Below are 16,726 nucleotides of genomic sequence, written 5' to 3' on the forward strand. Positions count from 1 at the left end.
CATGAGCGAGCACACCTACGACGTCATCGTTCTCGGAGCCGGCCCTGTCGGCGAGAACGTCGCCGACCGCGCGGTGCAGGGCGGTCTGAGCGCCGCCATCGTCGAACGCGAGCTGGTCGGCGGAGAATGCTCCTACTGGGCCTGCATGCCCACCAAGGCCCTGCTGCGCAGCGCGGCCGCGTTAAGGGCGGCGCGGCAGTTGCCCGGAGCGCGCGAGGCGGTGACCGGTGAGATCGACGCGGCCGCGGTGCTGGCCCGCCGTGACTCCTTCGCCTCGCACTGGAAGGACGACGGCCAGGTGGCCTGGCTCGAATCGGTCGGTATCGCCCTGCACAGGGGCCAGGGCCGGATCGTGTCCGAGAAGACGGTCGAGGTCACCGGCGCCGACGGCGCCCGGGTCACGCTGACGGCCCGGCACGCGGTGGTCGTCGCGACCGGGAGCGGCGCGCTGCTGCCCGACCTGCCCGGTCTGCGCGACGCCAAGCCGTGGACAAGCAGGGAGGCCGCCGCCGCGACCGCGGTCCCCGGCCGGCTCGCGATCATCGGCGGCGGCGTGGTGGCCTCGGAGATGGCCACCGCCTACGCCGCACTGGGCTCCACGGTGACGATGCTGGCCCGCGACGGCGTGCTGCCGCAGGCCGAGCCGTTCGCCGGAGAGCGGGTGACCGAGGCGCTGCGTGAGGCCGGCGTCTCGGTACGCCTCGGCGCGGAGGCCGCGTCGGTGCACCGCGACGAGACGGGAACGGTGCGCATCACGACGGCCGACGGCGGTCAGGTCGAGGCCGACGAGGTCCTGGTGGCGGTCGGCCGCACGCCGAACACCCAGGACATCGGTCTCGGCGCCGTCGGACTGAAGCCGGGCGCCTGGCTCACGGTGGACGACACGCTGCGCGTGCTCGGGCCGGACGGAACCCCGGTCGGGGACGGCTGGCTGTACGCCGCCGGCGACGTCAACCACCGGGTGCTGCTGACCCACCAGGGCAAGTACCAGGCCCGCGCGGTCGGCGACGTCATCGTGGCACGGGCCAAGGGCGAGGCGGTCGAGGACGACCGCTGGGGCCGGCACGTGGCCACGGCCGACGAGCGCGCGGTGCCCCAGGTGGTCTTCACCGACCCCGAGCTCGCGTCGGTGGGGCTGACCGCGGCCGCCGCCGAGGCCGCCGGGATCAGGGCCCGCGTCGTCGACTACGACCTCGGCGCCGTCGCCGGATCCTCCCTGCACGCCGACGGCTACCGGGGACACGCCCGCATGGTCGTGGACGAGGACCGCAAGGTGATCGTCGGCTTCACGCTCGTCGGCCCGGACACCGCGGAGCTGCTGCACGCCGCGACGATCGCGGTCATCGGCGAGGTTCCGCTGGACCGGCTGTGGCACGCGGTCCCTTCGTACCCCACGGTCTCCGAGGTGTGGCTGCGGCTGCTGGAGACGTACGGCCGCTGATCGGCCGGCCGGGGGAGCAGCGCACTCTCCGGCCGCGCGAGCTCTCAGGGGAGGCTCGCGAGCGTGGTAAAGGCCCAGGCCAGGACGGCCTGGGCCTTACCGTTGCCCCCAGCTCAGCTCGCGGCCGGCCCGATGCCGTCCAGCGTGAACATCCTGTTCCACTCCTTCACCCACGCCCGGCCGAAGCCCTCGGCCGCGTTCAGTGGCGTGGTGCGGGCGTCGAACGTGCCCGTGGCCGGATCGAAGGCGAGCTCGGCGGCGCTGGCCCCCTTCACGTTGTGGGAGTCGAAGTCCGGGTTGAACGTCTTCACGCTCAGCCCGCCGGCGTCGTCGGTGTAGGCGAAGTCCCCGGTGCCGATGCTCACCGACCGCGTCAGCACGTTGTGCGCCGGGACGTAGACGGAGTCCGGGTTGCTCCACACCTGCTCGTCCGTGCACTCCGTGGTGCCGATCTCGGTGCAGACCCGGCCGTCGGCGGTGGACGGGACGTACCAGTCGCGGATGTTCGGATACTGCCTGGCGTAGTGGCGGTACCACTTCTCCACGTTGCGCCGGGTGTTGGTGAATCCGGTGCCGTCACCGGGCTTCAGCATGTCGTTGAACCGCTCGACCACGACCTTCGCGTTGGCCACCGGCAGCCGCTTGCCGCCCTCGTGGTAGAGCTTGTCGTGGCCAATGTACTTCACGTCCTTGAACACGTTGTCGGCCGCGACGTTGCTGTGGCCCGACTGGTAGAACAGGCCGTGCTGGACGGTGTCGAAGAAGTTGTGGTGCACCACCATCCCCGACATCCCGTCGTCCATGTAGATGGCTTGGTTGCCGTCCGCGCCGATGTCCCTGAACAGGTTGTAGGCCACCACGTTGTTCAGGTACGTGTAGTCCCGCCCGGCGTAGATGACGCCCTGGTCGGAGGCGTGCGTCACCAGCCGTTCGAACCTGTTGTGGCTGATCTCCATGTCGTTGCCCATGATCTGGATGGCCATGTGCGGCGCGTCGTGGACGTCGTTGTAGCGGAACGTGTTGCCGACGCCGTACATGTAACCGGCGGGCGTGTACGTGGCCAGCTTCGAGAAGTCGTAGATCTCGTTGTGCTCCACCACGTGGTCACCGCGTTCGAGCGAGTCGCGGTCGCCGCCCGCTGTGAAGACGCCGCCGCCGCCCAGGTCGTGCAGCCTGCTGTTGACGACGCGGTTGCGGTGGCCGCCCCGGCTCGTACGGTATTCGGCGATGGCCGTGATCGCGTCGTTGGCCTCGCCGATCTGGACCGCGTCCATGCTGACGTTGAGGATCTCCAGGCCGTCGATCGTGCAGGACTCGGCGTCGAGCAGGCGCACGCCGGTGCCGGTGGTGCCGTTCAGCTTCAGGCCCTTGAGCGTGACGCCCCTGACGTTCTCCAGCTCGAAGAACGGGGCGTCGAAGGAGGTCAGGCTGATGGTCTTGCCCTCCACCGTCCCGCCGGGCGGGTAGTAGTAGAGGGTGTCGTGGCCCTGCCAGCGGTCGATGTAGTACTCGCCCTCGGTGTCGAGCTCGCTCAGCACGTTCTGGGCCACGAACGACGTCCACTTGTCGGTGGCGACGTACATGGTGGGGTAGGTCGTCCTGAGCTCGTTCCCGCCGGCCTGGTCGATGCGTACGCGGTCGTTGGCGTAGTTGTTGCCGAAATATCCGGCCAGCCAGCCGTCCGTCTCGACCTTCGTGCTGTCGGGCTCGGCAGCGCCGATCGGCTTGGCCCACGTGGTGTGGCGCTCGGCGACGGCCCGGTCGGCGACCGCGTAGACGGGGCCGGGGAGCTTGAGCATGTCCTCGTACGGCAGGGTCGTGCCGTCGGCGGTCTTGTCCGAGAAGTAGTCGCGGGCGCCCTTCGGGGCCTCCTTGACGGTGACGTGGGTGCGGTCGAGCTTGGCGGCGCCGTTGGGATACTGCGCGAGGGTCTGGGCGACGTCGTCGGTGATCAGCTGGGGGGCGAAGGGCTGGGGTTTCCAGTTGAAGCCGTTCTTGTTGAGCGTGCCGGTGGGGATGCCCTCCGCGCCCAGGTCGTAGACGTGAACGCCGGCCGCCGCGGCGGCGGGGACGCGCGAGCGCGACGACCACTTCGCCTCGCCCTCGGGCACGTCGCTCAGCCTGCGGAACTTCTCCGGCGCGAGCGTGGTCACGCCCGCGAGCTCGACCTGCTCGCCCGGATAAGCGGCATAGGTGACGTACGACTGGGCGGGGCCCGTCACCTCGATCGTCCTGGACGTCTGGTAGACGCCCTCGCGGATGTAGACGACGCCCGGCCTGCGCTCGCTCGTCCGGCCGGCCAGGGCGTCGCGGGCGCGTTCAATCGTGGCGAACGGGTCTTTCTCGGTGCCAGTCGCGTCGTCCTTGCCGGCCTTGGCGACGTACACGACGGTCTGGGCGGGGGGTGCGGCGGCGGTGGGGAGCGCGGGGAGTGTGCCCGCCAGCAGGGCTGCCACCAGGGGGATCGTCACTCGTCTTGGCATGCTCGGGCAGACCTCATCACGTAGCAATCGATACAATAGTACAGACGGCCAAAAGTCCGTTGGGGTGAACCGTAACGCCCGCGTGGCGCGAGTTCAATGGTTTGACCAACCGACATGCGATGACGTAACCCGATATATGCCGATTCATCGGTGGGGGCGCTCAGATAAGGTGATCTACCGGAAGCATCGGGAGGGCTGCCACCATGGAGTTCGCCGTTCTGGGGCCCCTGCGCGTGTACGGACCCGACGGGCCCGTGCACCTCAGCGCCAAGCAGCGGGCCGTGCTGGCCACCCTGCTCATGCACCCGCGCGTCGTGGTCTCCACCGAGCGCCTGATCGCCGCCGTCTGGGACGACCCGCCCAGGTCCGCCGTCGCCAACCTGCAGACCTACCTTTCCCAGCTCCGCCACGCCCTGCGCGGCACCTCGCTGCGCCTGCGCACCGAGTCCTCCGGGTATGTCTGCGAACTGCCGCCCGGCCAGCTCGACCTGCTGGCGTTCGAGGAGGCGGTGCGCCGGGCCAGAAAGGCCAGGGAGGCGGGCGAGCGGCAGGCCGCCGAGCGCGCCTACGGCGAGGCGGTGGCGCTGTGGCAGGGCAACCCGGCCGAGGACGCCAGGCTCGGCGGCGTGATGGCCGCCAGGATCGCCGAGCTGGAGGAGCAGCTCGTCCTGGCCAGGTCCGAGTGGATCGACGTCCGCCTCGAACTCGGGCGTGACGACCTCGTGGCCGAGCTGCGTACCGTGGTCGCCGCCCACCCGCTGCGCGAGCGGTCATGGGCCCAGCTCATGCTCGCCCTGCACCGCAGCGGCCGGCGCAGCGAGGCGCTCGACGCCTTCCGCGAGGCCCGCACGCTGCTCGCCGGCGAGCTCGGCATCGAGCCTGGCCCCGAGCTGGCCGAGCTGCACGCCGCGCTGCTGGCAGGAGACCCGGCGCTGAGCGTACGCCCTGGCGCGCCCGCGTTCCTGGGGCCGTCGTGCCAGTTGCCCGCCGACACCTCCGACTTCGTCGGCAGGCGGGCCGAGCTGGAGGTGCTGCTGACGGCGGCGCGGGCGCGGCGGGACCAGGGGTCGCCGCCGATCGTCGTCGTCTCCGGCCTGCCCGGCGTCGGCAAGACCACGCTGACCGTGCACGCCGCCCACCGGTTACGCGCCGACTACCCCGACGGCCAGGTCTTCCTGCGGCTCGGCCGCGACGCCGCCGGGCCGCGCCGCCCCGCCGACCTGCTCAGCGAGCTGCTGCGCTCACTCGGCGTGGACGGCACACTCATCCCCGAGCACCTGGAGGAACGGGCCAGGCTGCTGCGCCAGCGGGTGGCCGACCTGGCGGTGCTCATCGTGCTCGACGACGCCCAGGACGAGACCCAGGTCCGCCACCTGCTGCCCGGTACGGCCCGCTGCTGCGTGCTGGTCACCTCCAGATCGCGCCTGCCCGTGCTGGAAGGCGCCACCCGGCTGCCGCTGGACCTGCCGGGCGAGGACGATGCCAGGCAACTGCTCGAACGCATCGCCGGCGGGGCCAGGCTGGGGGCCGCGCCGGACGCCGAGCTGGACATCCTGCGCGCCTGCGGCATGCTGCCGCTGGCGATCAGGGTGGCGGGGGCGCGGCTGGCCATCCGCCCCGCCTGGCCGGTCCGCGAGTTCGCCGGCCGGCTCGCCGACCGGCGGCTGGACGAGCTGGTCGTGGGCGGGCTCGACGTCCGCGGCACGTTCGGCGGCAGCTATGCCGCCCTGCCCGAGCCGGCCATGCGGGCGTTCCGGCTGATCGGGCTGGCGGACCTGGGCAGCATCGCGGAATGGTCGGCCGCCGCGCTGCTCGGCTGCTCCGCGCTGGAGGCGGACGTGGCGCTGGAGACCCTGGTCGCCGCGGGCATGCTCGACTCCAGGGAGATCGACGAGGCCGGGCAGCCGCGTTACCGCCTGCACGACCTGCTGCGCGTCTACGCCGAGGAGCGCGCCCTGGCCGAGGACAGCCCCGAGGAGCAGCGGGCCGCGCTGGGCCGTCACGTGCTGGAGTGCCTGCGCCGGATCAGGGCGGCCACCAGCGATCTGCCCATCCCGACCGCGCCGCCGTACCCGCTGGAGGAGCCGGGGCGGGCCGGGCCGCCGGTGGAGGGCGCGGGCATCGGCTGGCTGGCGGCCGAGCGCAGGACGCTCGTCCACAGCGTCTCGGCCGCGATCGAGCTGGGGCTGGTCGCGGAGGCGGCCGAGCTGGCGCACCACCTGTCGGCGTACCTGAACCTGGAAGGCTTCCTCGACGACGTCGAGCGCACGCAGCGGGCCGTGATCGCGGCCGCCCTCGACGAGCGCACCGCGCTGCGGGCGGAGCTGCTGCTGGCCGGGGTGCCGCTGTCGCGGGGCGCCTTCGGCGCGGCCGGGGCTCACTTCAGCCGGCTGCACGACGGCTTCGAGCGGATCGGGGACCGGCACGGGGCGGCGTACGCGCTGATCAACCGGGCGGCCTGCCACCACGGGGCCGGGCTCCTGCACGAAGCGCTCGACGACGCCCACCGCGCGATCCGGCTGCTGGAGGAGCTGGGCGACGCCGGCGGGCTGGACTACTCCTGGACCTGGCCGATCTGGATCCACATGGAGAGGGGACAGTACGCCGAGGCCAGACGGCTCTGCCAGGACCGGCTCGCCGTGGCCGGCGACGACCGGCGGGTGCGCGGCGACCTGCTGCGGGCGCTGGGCACGGCCTGCTACCTGAGCGGCGAGGCGGCCGAGGCGGTCCGCTACTACCAGGAGAGCCTGCTCATCAGCGAGGTCATCGGGCACCGGGTGGCGACCGGCAAGGTGCTGCGCCGGCTGGGCGAGGCGCTGGGGGCGCTCGGGCGCTTCGACGAGGCCGTGGACGCGCTCGACGGGGCCCGCTCGCTCTTCCGCGAGAGCGGGGACGGGCTGGGGGAGGCGCTGGCCACGTACGCGCTGGGGGAGGTGCGGCTGCGTCAGGGGCGGGCGAAGGAGGCGCTCGCGCTGCTGGCCGGCGCGTACGAGCGGCTCGGGCCCGACGGGCCGCCCGTGTGGCGGGCCCGGGTGCTCAGGGAGCTCGGCCGGGCGCACGCAGGGGTGGGGGAACGTGAACGGGCGGAGGCGGTGTGGCGGGAGGCGTTGCGACTGTTCGAACACGGTCCTGAGGCCGCCCAGGTGACCGCCTACCTCGCCGGTCGCGCTTGAGGCGCACGGGCACCCCTGGAAGGGCTCACTCAGCCGGCTGCAGGAAGGTGACCACGGGCACCGTCTCGGCCCCCGACTGCCTGGCCGCCCGCCGCGCCGCGCCCGGCGTCGGCCCTTCGCCCACGACGCCGCCGTCCGCCAGCGCCACCCACCGTCCCTGCGCCTGGCCCTGCACCGGCTCGGGAACGAACTCCAGCGCCCGCTCCACCTCGGGCCGGCTCGGCACGGGCACGGGACGCGAGCGCCAGTACAGCCACTGCACCACGATCAGCGGCCCCAGCGTGGTCAGCAGCGGCACCGCGCCGCCCCCGCCGAGGAAGGCCGCCACCACGACCGCCAGCAGCGCCGCGTCCACGCCGGCCGCCGTCCATCCCGCGACCCGCCCGTAACTCCGGTACGCCACCAGCGGCCACAACGTGAGCATGAGACAGTCGCCGAGCCCGACCAGCGACGGCTCGGGAGCACCCCGCGTGGCCAGCACCGGCGCGAACGGCAGTCCGTCCAGGCGGGCCACGAAGTCCAAGGTCAGCGAGGTGAGCCCGGTGGCCAGCGTGTCGTACAGGGTGAGCGCGGCGGCCAGCGCCGCCACCTGGGCGGGGGAGATGGCCGTCTGCACCCACAGGTTGACCGCGCCCACGACCAGCAGGATGACCGCCACGTCGTTCAGCACCAGGACGACGCCGCTCCACCCGACGAAGTACGCCGCCACGTCCCCGCCGCACAGCACCAGGGCGGCGAACCCCGCCACCCGCCCGCCCAGCACCGGGGCCAGCGTCAGCTGCGTGAACGTGAACACCACCACCCCGAACACCGACACCACGATCGCGACCGGCACGTGCAGGTACGCGAACGGCATGGCCACCAGCGCGACGACCATGACGGCGATGTCCGCGCGGACGAACCGGCCCACCGGCGGGCGCGGGATCGTGTAACGGGACAGGAACCAGGCGGACAGCGCGACCGTCAGCGCGATGAGCGCGTGCAGGCCCAGGACGTGCGGGATCACCGGACTCCTAGCGGTACGGGGGCGGCGTGCTCGAAGCTGTGCTCGATCAGGTCCGCCCGGACCTGGCAGGGGACGGGCAGGTCGCCGGGGGTCTCGACCAGGACGATGCCCCTGATCGGCAGCCCCTCGGCCCGCTCCTCCAACCGGCTGAGCAGGGTCGCGTCGTCCTTGCCCGACACCACGTACAGGATGTCGTCCTCGACCGCGTACCTCGTCGGCAGCGGCAGCGTTCGCTCCGCCTGGAGCACGTCGAGGACGTCGCGCGTGGTCAGGCCGCTCGTCCCGGTGAGGCGGCCGAGGACGCGGGAGGTCGCCGGGATCGCCGCCATCGCGCAGGTCACGGGCGCGGACTCCGGCAGCGTTCTGACCAGGTCACCGGTGACGTACCGGAGCAGGAGGGTGGTGTCGCGGAAGGAGGAGTAGGGGGTGATGACGAGGACGGCGGTCGTGTCCGGCGCGGCCGGCTCCAGCGTGACCGGATCCAGCACCTCCACCAGCCCCTGATCGGCCGGCAGATGCAGGTGCCCGTCGTCGCACACCTGGCCGGTGACCGGGGCGATCTCCGTCATCGAGTAGCCGTCGAAGACCTTCGCGCCCAGCACCTCCTCGGCCCGCACCCGCAGCGCGTCGGTCAGCACCTCGCCGCCCGACCACACCTCGATCAGGCCGAAGTCGCGCGGGCTCCAGCCGCCCCGCTCGGCCTCCTGCACGAGCGCCGCCAGATAGGAGGCGGTCACGTTGACATGGCTGATCAGCGGACGCTTCCCGGGAACGTGCAGCGGTGTGGCCAGCCGGTCGAGCGCGGCGCGCGGATCGATCATGCCGAGATGCACGAACCCGGCGCCCGTCATGGGCACCGCCCGCTCGGCGACCACCTGGGCGATCGACCGCGAGCTGATGGCGTTGGCCCACAGATGCTCCTCGCGGACGCCGCCGGTCAGCATCAGCGCCAGGGCCGCCATCGAGGACATCAGCTCGACCTCGTACGCGGAGAACCAGACGAGCGTGGGGCTGCCCGTCGTCCCGGTGGTGTGGGCCAGCACGGCGGGACGGGCCCGGTCCGACACGAAAGCGGCCGGCATGCCGCGCAGCGCCTGCTTGGGCGTCGGGGGAAGATCGGCCAAGGTCATGCCCGGTTCGCCGATGCGGCGGTAGTAGGGGACCTCCGCCAGGGCGTGCTTCATCGTACGGCGCAGGCGCCGCTTCGTGAGATCCTCCTGGATCTCCGGATCGGCGGCGGCCAGCATGTCGTCGGAGCCCTCACCGGGCGACCCGAACGCCTCCATGGTGGCCCGAGTGTCGTCCACCAGCGCGCGCACGTCCCGGATCCGGAACCGCCGGCCGGACATCATCGTCCACGCGTAGCCCAGTTGCCGCATCGCTGTGCCGAACACGCCTCACCTTCCTCCGCCTGTTCCCCCCGGGGCTGATCCCCCGGGGGGCGTGAACCTGCCCGGCGGGTCAGCCGATGTGCACGAACACCGCGGTGGACAGGGCGCTGACGGCGTACTTGGCGTAACGGCGAGCGGTCTTGATCATGGGGCTCTCCCTCTCGTTCCGTGGACGGGGCTCGACGCCCCCTCTCACGGAGCAACGATCAGTTCAGGCCCTACAAAGTGACTACAGAGCGGCTACAGGGGTTTCGCCGGCCGGCGACGGCGCAGACCGGCGAGCGCGGCCCCCGTGATCACGAGCCCCGCCACCACCACCATCCGCCCATCAGGCCCCGCCTCCCCACCCGCCCCTGTGGCCACCCCTCCGGTGGGGGTTTCGGCAGGGGTTTCCGCAGGGTCGGTGGTCTCCGTGTCGGTGGTCTCCGTGTCGGTGGGTTCAGGGCTTTCGCTGCCGGTGGTGCCCGGATCGGGCTCGTCGTCCTGCCCGGTCGTGGGGACCTTGAGCGTGTAGGTGGTCAGTGCCGCTCGATTCCGCACCTCGCACCGGATGGCGGGGGAGGTCGGGGTGGTGCCGAAATTGATGGCGCCCGGCCGCACGACGCCGGTGTCAGCCCGGCCGGGCGTGGTCAGCAGCTCCACGCGAGTCGCGGGCAGCGGGATGTCCGCACCCGGCGTGATCGCCTCCAGCGTGCCGACGCCGGTGGCCGACGTCAGGCCGGGATACTCGCTGATGCCGGCATAGGCGTAGAGCTTGGTGCCGTCGTCGAGCCCGGCGAGGGGAGCCTTGAGCGCGGCGCCCTCATAGGCCCCCTGCCAGCCGATGGACAGCTGATCGCCCACGGCGGTGGTGGTCGGCATCGTCAAGGTGACCCGCACCTTGATGTTCTGCGTCTCCGAACCGGCCTTGCAGGCGTACTCGACGACGTCGGTGGCGAGCACGCGCGGTCGCTCAGCCGCGTCGGCCTGGGTCGGTAAGAACAGGATCATGGCGGCGGTCAACATGGCCGGCTGGACACGCACGGCGGCTCCTCTGCGACGGACGGTGCACAAGGGAGACGGGGTGAACGTGCATTCGGTTGACACGGAAGCCCGGCCGTTCCGGCCGGGCGAGCCGCGCGTGGGCGAGCAGGTACAGGGCGTGCGTCAGCATACGTCGATGTAGTAGACGGGATCCCAGTCGACGCGCACGATCTTGCCCGCGTCGATCGTCCGCAGCGTCTTCTTGTTCTTGTCCATCAGGACGACCTTCGCATCGTTGACCTGGTGGTTCGCCACGGCGCCGTCGCCGATGAAGTTGGACACCCAGCGATCGTCCGGCTTGCAGTAGGTCACCTCGAAGAGGGTGTGCTCGCCGTCGCCCTCCCCGGCGGCGAGGCAGGCGTACTCGCTGTCGCAGTTGTGCAGCATGGTGTCTCTGAGCAGCGTGGACGCGTCGGGGGTCACGGTCTCGTGCGGGCCGAAGAACTGCATCCACGGCTCCCACGCGGCCGCGCTCGTCCGTCCCTGGGCTTTCGACTCCTCCGCCTGCGCCGCCGGCGCCTCCGCCTGCGCCGCCGGCGCGCCCGTCGACAGCGCCGTGACGAGCGCGAGAACGACTACAGAGGCCGACGCGACTCCGGGCCGTGGCTTCATGAAGCTCCGCATGATCTGGTCCTTTCTCAGCGTTCGGACCGGACCAGTCAAACAACGACCCGACTCAGATCGGCTTCCGCTCGGCTTCACCCCGTCAAGAAAGAGCGCGTTCGGCGGTGTCCTGGGCGGCCAGGAAGGCGGAGATCTGGGCCGCTCCCGTCCGCCGCAGCCAGGTGTCGAGGTTCATCAGGCCCGGGTGCAGGGCGCGGGCGAAGGCGACGTCGGCGCGGTAGCCGCGTTCGTTCAGCCAGGTGTAGGCGTAGGCGAAGTCTTCCCCGATCCGCGCGATCTCCTCGATCGGGATCTGTACGGACGGCAGCGACCGGCCGATCGCCGCCGAGACGGCGGCGGCGATCCGGCGTGGGGTCAGTTCGTCCCCGGCCAGGTCGACCGCGCGGCCGATCCACTCGCCCGGCCGTTCGAAGGCCAGCGCGGCGAAGACGCCGACGTCGTCGACGGCCATGATCTGCTGCGGTACGTCGGGATCGAACGCGGTGGCCAGGGCGCCGTCGCGCAGGTAGTAGCCGCCGGTGTAGTTCTCCATGAACGAGACCGGGCGCAGGAAGGTCGCGGGCAGGCCCAGCCGGGTGATGTGCTGTTCGATCCGCCACTTGTTGACCGTGTTGACCGGCAGTTTCTCGGTGTCGTGGCGGCCCGCGCCGGCGAGCGAGGTGTAGACCAGGTGCCGCACGCCGGCCGCGTGTGCCGCGTCGGCGACGTTGCGGCCCCACCGGACCTCGTCCTCGGCTGAGAAGCCCGCGGGGGTGCCCGGGGAGCCGACGGTGGGCTGCACGCTGAACAGGCCGTAGGCCCCTTCGGCGGCGGTGACGAGCGAGGCGAGGTCGTCCATCTCGGCCCGGACGAGCTCGGCGCCCGCCTGGGCCAGCGCGCGGGCCGCCGGGGCGTCCGGATCGCGCGTCACCGCCCGTACTCGCCGGCCGCCCGCGAGCAGGTGTGCTGTCACGGCCCGGCCCTGCAAGCCGGTCGCTCCCACCACCACGATGGTTTTCACGAAATGTCTCCAGAAGGTAGGCACGCGGCGGCCATCCACCTAAGTGGGGTGGCCCCCCGGTTATGAGTGAGTACGATATGGAGGGCCACCCCGTTTTTGCAAGCCCGCCGGAGAACGACATGCCGCCCGACAGCCGTACGACCGCGTCCGCGCGGCCGATGCGCGCCGACGCCCGCCGCAACTACGACCGCATCGTGGCCGCCGCCGCCGAGGCCGTTGCCGAGCAAGGGGCCGAGGCGTCCCTGGAGGAGATCGCCCGGCGGGCCGGCGTCGGCTCGGCCACGCTGCACCGCCACTTCCCCTCCCGGCAGCGGCTGCTGGAGGCTGTCTTCCGCGACAAGGTCGAGGCCCTGTGCGCCACCGCGGAAGACCTGGCCGCCGGCTCCGACGACCCCGGGCGGGCGCTGGCGACCTGGCTGGGAGCCGTCGCCAGGCACGCCGTGGCCAACCGGGGCCTGGCCGCCTCGCTGATGCGCGGAGCCCACGACGGCGACCCTGCCTGGGGCGCCACCTGCCACACGATGATCACGGACGCCGGAGCGGACCTGCTGGCCCGCGCCCGCCGGGCGAACGCCGCCCGCCCCGACGTCTCGATCACGGACCTGCTCACCCTGGTCAACGCCATCTGCCTGGCCGTCGAGCACGAGCCCGACGGCGCGGCCCAGGCCGACCGCCTGCTCACCCTCGCGCTCACCGGAATACGCCCTGCGGGCCCCGGTGTGGCGAGCCGGTGACCACGCGGACGGCCGACGTCGCGCACGTAACGGCGCCCGGCCCTGTGCGGGCTCAGCGGCCGTTCTCCTGGAGGCCCTCAGCCACGTGCGGAGGGTGGCGGTGCCGTCGGCTGCGCCGTGAAGGATGAGGGTGGGTGAAGAGAGGACGACGGAGATCGGCCCGACCGCGGAAGCCGCTCAGACCTGGCCGATCCCGCCGTCCACGGGAAGATCGATCCCGGTGACGAAGCTCGAGTCCGCGGAGGCGAGGAAGAGCGCCGCGGTGGCGATCTCGTGCACGTCGCCGAGGCGGCCGACGGGCACCTGCGTGGCGATCTGCTCCTTGAACCCTGGAGGCAGGTCCGCGAACGCGGGGGTGTCGATCGCGGCCGGGCTGAGGACGTTGACCCGGATCCCGCGCGCCTTCAGGTCGGTGGTCCACGTGCGGGCGAACGAGCGCAGCGCCGCCTTGCTCGCGGCGTAGACCGTCGTGCCCGGATCGCCCTTGTCCGCGGCGCCCGACCCGACGAGCACGACCGAGGCGCCGTCGGACAGCAGCGGCAGCAGCTTCTGCACGGTGAAGAACGTCCCGCGCACGTTCACGCCGAACACGGCGTCGAACGACTCCTCGGTCACGTCGCCGATGGGCTCGTTCCACGTCCAGGCGCCGGCGCTGGCGACGAGCACGTCCACCCGGCCCCTTTCGGCCGCCACCACTTCGGCCAGGCGCGTCACGTCGGAGATCCGGCCGACGTCCCCGAGTACCCCCGTCACGTCGCGGCCGATGGCGGCCACCGCCGCGTCCAGCCGGTCCTGGTGCCGGCCGGTGATGACCACGTGCGCGCCCTCCGCTACGAACACCTTCGCCGTCGCCAGTGCCAGTCCGGAAGTCGCGCCGGTGATCACCGCGACCTTCCCGTCGAGCTTCGCCATGTCTCTCCCTCTGCGTTAAAAATGAGAGGTCTCTCATTTTTGACGGTCACTGTAGCGAAGATGAGAGCATCCTCAAAGTTGAGACATGTCGCACTTTGCTACGGTGGCCTCATGCCTTCCAGGGGAAACCCGCCGCCCGCCCGCCGCGACGCCCGCCGGAACCGCGAGCGGCTGCTCGAATGCGCCCGGAGCGCGTTCGCCGACCAGGGCGCGCAGGCCGCACTCGACGGCATCGCCCGGGAGGCGGGCCTGGTGGTCGGCACCCTCTACCGGCACTTCCCGACCCGCCTCGACCTCCTGTGCGCCGTCCTCGAACCGAAGCTGCGCCACGTGATCGCCGAGGTGGAGGCCGCGTCCGGCCTGGCGGATCCGTGGGAGGCGTTCCGCGGCCTGCTCGAAGCCCTGTGCGCGGCCCAGGCCGGGGACCGGGCGTTCGGCGACTTCCTGGCCCGGCGCTTCCCCGGCGACGACCGCACCGACGCTGTGCACGGTGAGATCTGCGCGCTCGCGCAACAGGTGCTGGAACGGGCGCAGGCGTCCGGCGCCGTCCGTCCGGACGTCACCGGCGCCGACCTGTTCCTGCTGCTCTGGGCGAGTAGCAGAGTCGCCGAGGCCACCCGGGAGGTGGCCCCGTCGATGTGGCGACGACACGTCTACCTGGCCTTGGACGGCTTCCGGGCCGCGAACCGGCTCGACCTTCACGAGCCCGCCTGGGACGCCGAGCAGCTCCACAGCGCGATGGCCGGGCCGGCGAAACAGGCGGGCAGGGCCCACGCTGGTGCGGGCAGCGACTGATCTGTCTCGGCACTAGGCCCAGGACGCATTCCCCCGTAGAGACGCACATTGACTCCGGCGCCTTCCCCGATTCCATCACGTTATGTGAAAGTTGGCGCTACTTTCGGTGACGTTGATGGAGGGGCAATGAAAGAGCTGCACGGCTTCGAGCTCGAACCTGAGGTGCAGGAGTGGCTGGTTAGCCTGAGCGATGGCGACTTCAAACGGGTCGATGAAGTGGCAGGACTGTTGGCCGAGAAGGGTACCGAACTTGGTGGCCCATGGCCGGATCACCTGGAAGGACCGGTATGGGAATTGCGGCTCCGGCTTCGGGATGTTGCGGCCCTGGGTAACGTACTGGTGTACAGCGAGCAGGACGATTGCGTTGCTCACGGTCTTCAGAAAGACCAGGCAACATGATCAGAGGCAGATCGATCGAGCCGTCCGAGCACAGAAGATCTGTGAGCGTGATCACTGGGGCCCGGTGAACGGGATCTTCGGGAGGCAGGCGTGATGTCCGGCTAGCACACCCGCTGGGAGCCCGCGAGTTCGCAGGACGAAGATCCTGAGCGGATCGCCATTCGCGAGGCTCTGGCCTTCGGGCAGGCCTTGTACGACCGGCGGATCGCTCTCGGGCTCAGTGCGGCCGAGCTGGCCCGGCGGGCGGCCATGACCGAGGACGAGATCGAGTGCATCGAGGAGGGCGGCACGGCGCCGAGCGTCGCGCTGTTGCGTCACCTGGCCGCCGCTCTGGACGCCGATGTTCGTCTCACCGCCGGTCATGGCATCGGGTCGCTCTGGTTCGAGGGCCGCGCCGCGTGAGCTCGCCGACCGGCTGACGGCGCGTGAGGCGGTGGTCGTAGGGTGCGGGTATGTCGTTCATCGTTACGACGGGCGCCACCGGTGCGCTTGGTGGCAGGATCGCGGCGCTGCTGGCCGAGGCCGGTGCCGAGCAGCGGCTGGTGTCGCGGCGGGCGGTTGGACGCGCGCCCCGGCTCGACCGCGCGACGGCCGTCGACGCGGAATACGGTGACCGGGCGGCGATGCGGCAGGCGCTCGACGGGGCCTCGACCGTGCTGTTCGTGTCCGCGTCGGAGAGCGCCGACCGCCTCGACCGGCACCGCGCCTTCGTGGCCGCCGCCCGTGACGCCCAGGTGACCCACCTCGTGTACGTCTCCTTCTACGGCGCCGCCCCCGAGGCCACGTTCACGCTGGCGCGCGACCACTGGGCCACCGAGCAGTGCATCCGCGAGAGCGGGCTGGCCTTCACCTTCCTGCGCGACAACCTGTACGCCGACTTCCTGCCCGCCATGGCCGGCGACGACGGCGTGATCAGGGGGCCGGCGGGGCGCGGGCGGGTGGCGGCCGTGGCTCAGGACGACCTCGCACGCGCGGCGGCCGGCGTGCTGCTGCGGCCGGGCCCGCACGAAGGGGTGACGTACGAGCTCACCGGCCCCGAGGCGCTGACGCTGGAGGAGGTGGCCGCCATCATGACCGAGATGACCGGGCGGGAGGTCGCCTATCACGAGGAGACGGTGGCGGAGGCGTACGAGTCGCGCCGCGTCTACGGCGCGCCCGCATGGCAGGTCGATGCCTGGGTGTCGACCTACCTGGCGATCGCGGCCGGCGAGCTCGAAGGGGTCACCGACGCGATCCCCCTTCTCACCGGTCTGTCGGCCACGACCTTCGCGGAGCTGCTCAGACGGCGAACACCTGAGAGTCGTCCGCGAACGCCTTGAACTCCAGCGCGTTGCCGGCCGGATCCAGCAGGAACATCGTCCACTGCTCGCCCGGCAGCCCTTCGAAACGCAGGTACGGCTCGATGACGAACACGATGCCCGCCTCCCGGAATCGGCCGGCCAGCTGGTGGAATTCCGGAATTGTGAGGATCAACCCGAAATGCGGCACGGGGACGTCGTGACCGTCAACGGGGTTGTGCGCCCGCTGCGCCCGCGACGGCGCCAGATGGGTGACGAACTGGTGTCCGCGCAGGTTCCAGTCGATCCAGGTGTCTGAGCTGCGGCCCTGGGCACAACCGATCAGATCGCCGTAGAAGTGACGGGCCGCGTCGAGGTCGTCCACGGGGACGGCGAGGTGGAAGCGGGGCAGTGCGGGCGTGGTCATCAGGGGGTCTCCTTTCCGCGATGATCACTAGGTACCCGCCG

General features: G+C 71.6%; 16 protein-coding genes. 7 read left to right on the top strand and 9 right to left on the bottom strand.

Features of this window, described 5'->3' with window-relative positions:
* The first annotated feature begins 1 nt into the window (after window position 1).
* Complete coding sequence (locus AB0C28_RS38190; protein ID WP_358080343.1) at window positions 2–1,441, top strand: NAD(P)/FAD-dependent oxidoreductase; 1,440 nt, start codon at window positions 2–4, stop codon at window positions 1,439–1,441.
* Between the two features lie 113 nt (window positions 1,442–1,554).
* Here the strand turns inward: AB0C28_RS38190 and AB0C28_RS38195 are convergent, their stop codons facing one another.
* Window positions 1,555–3,924 carry a right-handed parallel beta-helix repeat-containing protein gene (locus tag AB0C28_RS38195; protein WP_358080344.1) on the bottom strand — a complete coding sequence of 790 codons (2,370 nt, stop codon included), beginning with the start codon at window positions 3,922–3,924 and terminating at the stop codon, window positions 1,555–1,557.
* Between the two features lie 203 nt (window positions 3,925–4,127).
* On the opposite strand from AB0C28_RS38195, the gene AB0C28_RS38200 reads away from it, so the two are divergent.
* A complete protein-coding gene (locus tag AB0C28_RS38200) occupies window positions 4,128–7,097 on the top strand; it encodes a BTAD domain-containing putative transcriptional regulator (RefSeq protein WP_358080345.1) in 2,970 nt (989 codons plus the stop codon).
* 25 nt (window positions 7,098–7,122) lie between these two features.
* Here the strand turns inward: AB0C28_RS38200 and AB0C28_RS38205 are convergent, their stop codons facing one another.
* The 6 genes from AB0C28_RS38205 to AB0C28_RS38230 form a co-directional block, all read right to left on the bottom strand.
* The gene (locus AB0C28_RS38205; RefSeq protein ID WP_358080346.1) at window positions 7,123–8,103 is read right to left on the bottom strand and encodes a hypothetical protein; all 981 of its coding nucleotides are present in this window, start codon (window positions 8,101–8,103) and stop codon (window positions 7,123–7,125) included.
* Window positions 8,100–9,497, bottom strand: coding sequence for an AMP-binding protein (locus AB0C28_RS38210; protein ID WP_357848198.1), 1,398 nt, complete (start codon window positions 9,495–9,497; stop codon window positions 8,100–8,102). Before AB0C28_RS38210 ends, AB0C28_RS38205 begins: the two co-directional genes overlap by 4 nt.
* A gap of 67 nt (window positions 9,498–9,564) precedes the next feature.
* Window positions 9,565–9,690: a hypothetical protein gene (locus AB0C28_RS38215; RefSeq protein ID WP_346106229.1), complete on the bottom strand. Its 126-nt coding sequence runs from the start codon at window positions 9,688–9,690 to the stop codon at window positions 9,565–9,567.
* Window positions 9,691–9,734: 44 nt separating this feature from the next.
* Window positions 9,735–10,517 carry a hypothetical protein gene (locus AB0C28_RS38220; protein ID WP_358080347.1) on the bottom strand — a complete coding sequence of 261 codons (783 nt, stop codon included), beginning with the start codon at window positions 10,515–10,517 and terminating at the stop codon, window positions 9,735–9,737.
* A 123-nt stretch (window positions 10,518–10,640) separates the two neighbouring features.
* Window positions 10,641–11,141: a hypothetical protein gene (locus tag AB0C28_RS38225; RefSeq protein WP_358080348.1), complete on the bottom strand. Its 501-nt coding sequence runs from the start codon at window positions 11,139–11,141 to the stop codon at window positions 10,641–10,643.
* Between the two features lie 82 nt (window positions 11,142–11,223).
* Complete coding sequence (locus AB0C28_RS38230) at window positions 11,224–12,141, bottom strand: NmrA/HSCARG family protein (protein ID WP_358080349.1); 918 nt, start codon at window positions 12,139–12,141, stop codon at window positions 11,224–11,226.
* A 62-nt stretch (window positions 12,142–12,203) separates the two neighbouring features.
* Between AB0C28_RS38230 and AB0C28_RS38235 the strand changes: the two genes are divergently transcribed.
* Complete coding sequence (locus AB0C28_RS38235; RefSeq protein WP_358080350.1) at window positions 12,204–12,875, top strand: helix-turn-helix domain-containing protein; 672 nt, start codon at window positions 12,204–12,206, stop codon at window positions 12,873–12,875.
* Between the two features lie 177 nt (window positions 12,876–13,052).
* On the opposite strand, the gene AB0C28_RS38240 is transcribed toward AB0C28_RS38235, so the two are convergent.
* Window positions 13,053–13,787 (bottom strand): SDR family oxidoreductase, encoded by a 735-nt coding sequence (locus tag AB0C28_RS38240; protein WP_357848188.1) that lies wholly within the window; start codon window positions 13,785–13,787, stop codon window positions 13,053–13,055.
* 111 nt (window positions 13,788–13,898) lie between these two features.
* Between AB0C28_RS38240 and AB0C28_RS38245 the strand changes: the two genes are divergently transcribed.
* The 4 genes from AB0C28_RS38245 (at window position 13,899) to AB0C28_RS38260 (ending at window position 16,300) form a co-directional block, all read left to right on the top strand.
* Entirely contained in the window at window positions 13,899–14,582 is a 684-nt protein-coding gene (locus AB0C28_RS38245) for a TetR/AcrR family transcriptional regulator (protein WP_357848186.1), read from the top strand.
* Window positions 14,583–14,708: 126 nt separating this feature from the next.
* Complete coding sequence (locus AB0C28_RS38250; protein WP_357848184.1) at window positions 14,709–14,981, top strand: hypothetical protein; 273 nt, start codon at window positions 14,709–14,711, stop codon at window positions 14,979–14,981.
* A gap of 171 nt (window positions 14,982–15,152) precedes the next feature.
* Window positions 15,153–15,383 (top strand): helix-turn-helix domain-containing protein, encoded by a 231-nt coding sequence (locus AB0C28_RS38255; protein ID WP_358080406.1) that lies wholly within the window; start codon window positions 15,153–15,155, stop codon window positions 15,381–15,383.
* A 50-nt stretch (window positions 15,384–15,433) separates the two neighbouring features.
* Complete coding sequence (locus AB0C28_RS38260) at window positions 15,434–16,300, top strand: SDR family oxidoreductase (protein ID WP_358080351.1); 867 nt, start codon at window positions 15,434–15,436, stop codon at window positions 16,298–16,300.
* Here the strand turns inward: AB0C28_RS38260 and AB0C28_RS38265 are convergent.
* On the bottom strand, window positions 16,260–16,685 hold the full coding sequence (locus AB0C28_RS38265; protein ID WP_357848180.1) for a VOC family protein: 426 nt from the start codon (window positions 16,683–16,685) through the stop codon (window positions 16,260–16,262). The two genes, AB0C28_RS38260 and AB0C28_RS38265, sit on opposite strands and share 41 nt — an antisense overlap.
* Window positions 16,686–16,726: the final 41 nt, after the last annotated feature.

The sequence above is a fragment of the Nonomuraea sp. NPDC048892 genome (assembly GCF_040649735.1).
GTDB lineage: Bacteria > Actinomycetota > Actinomycetes > Streptosporangiales > Streptosporangiaceae > Nonomuraea > Nonomuraea maheshkhaliensis.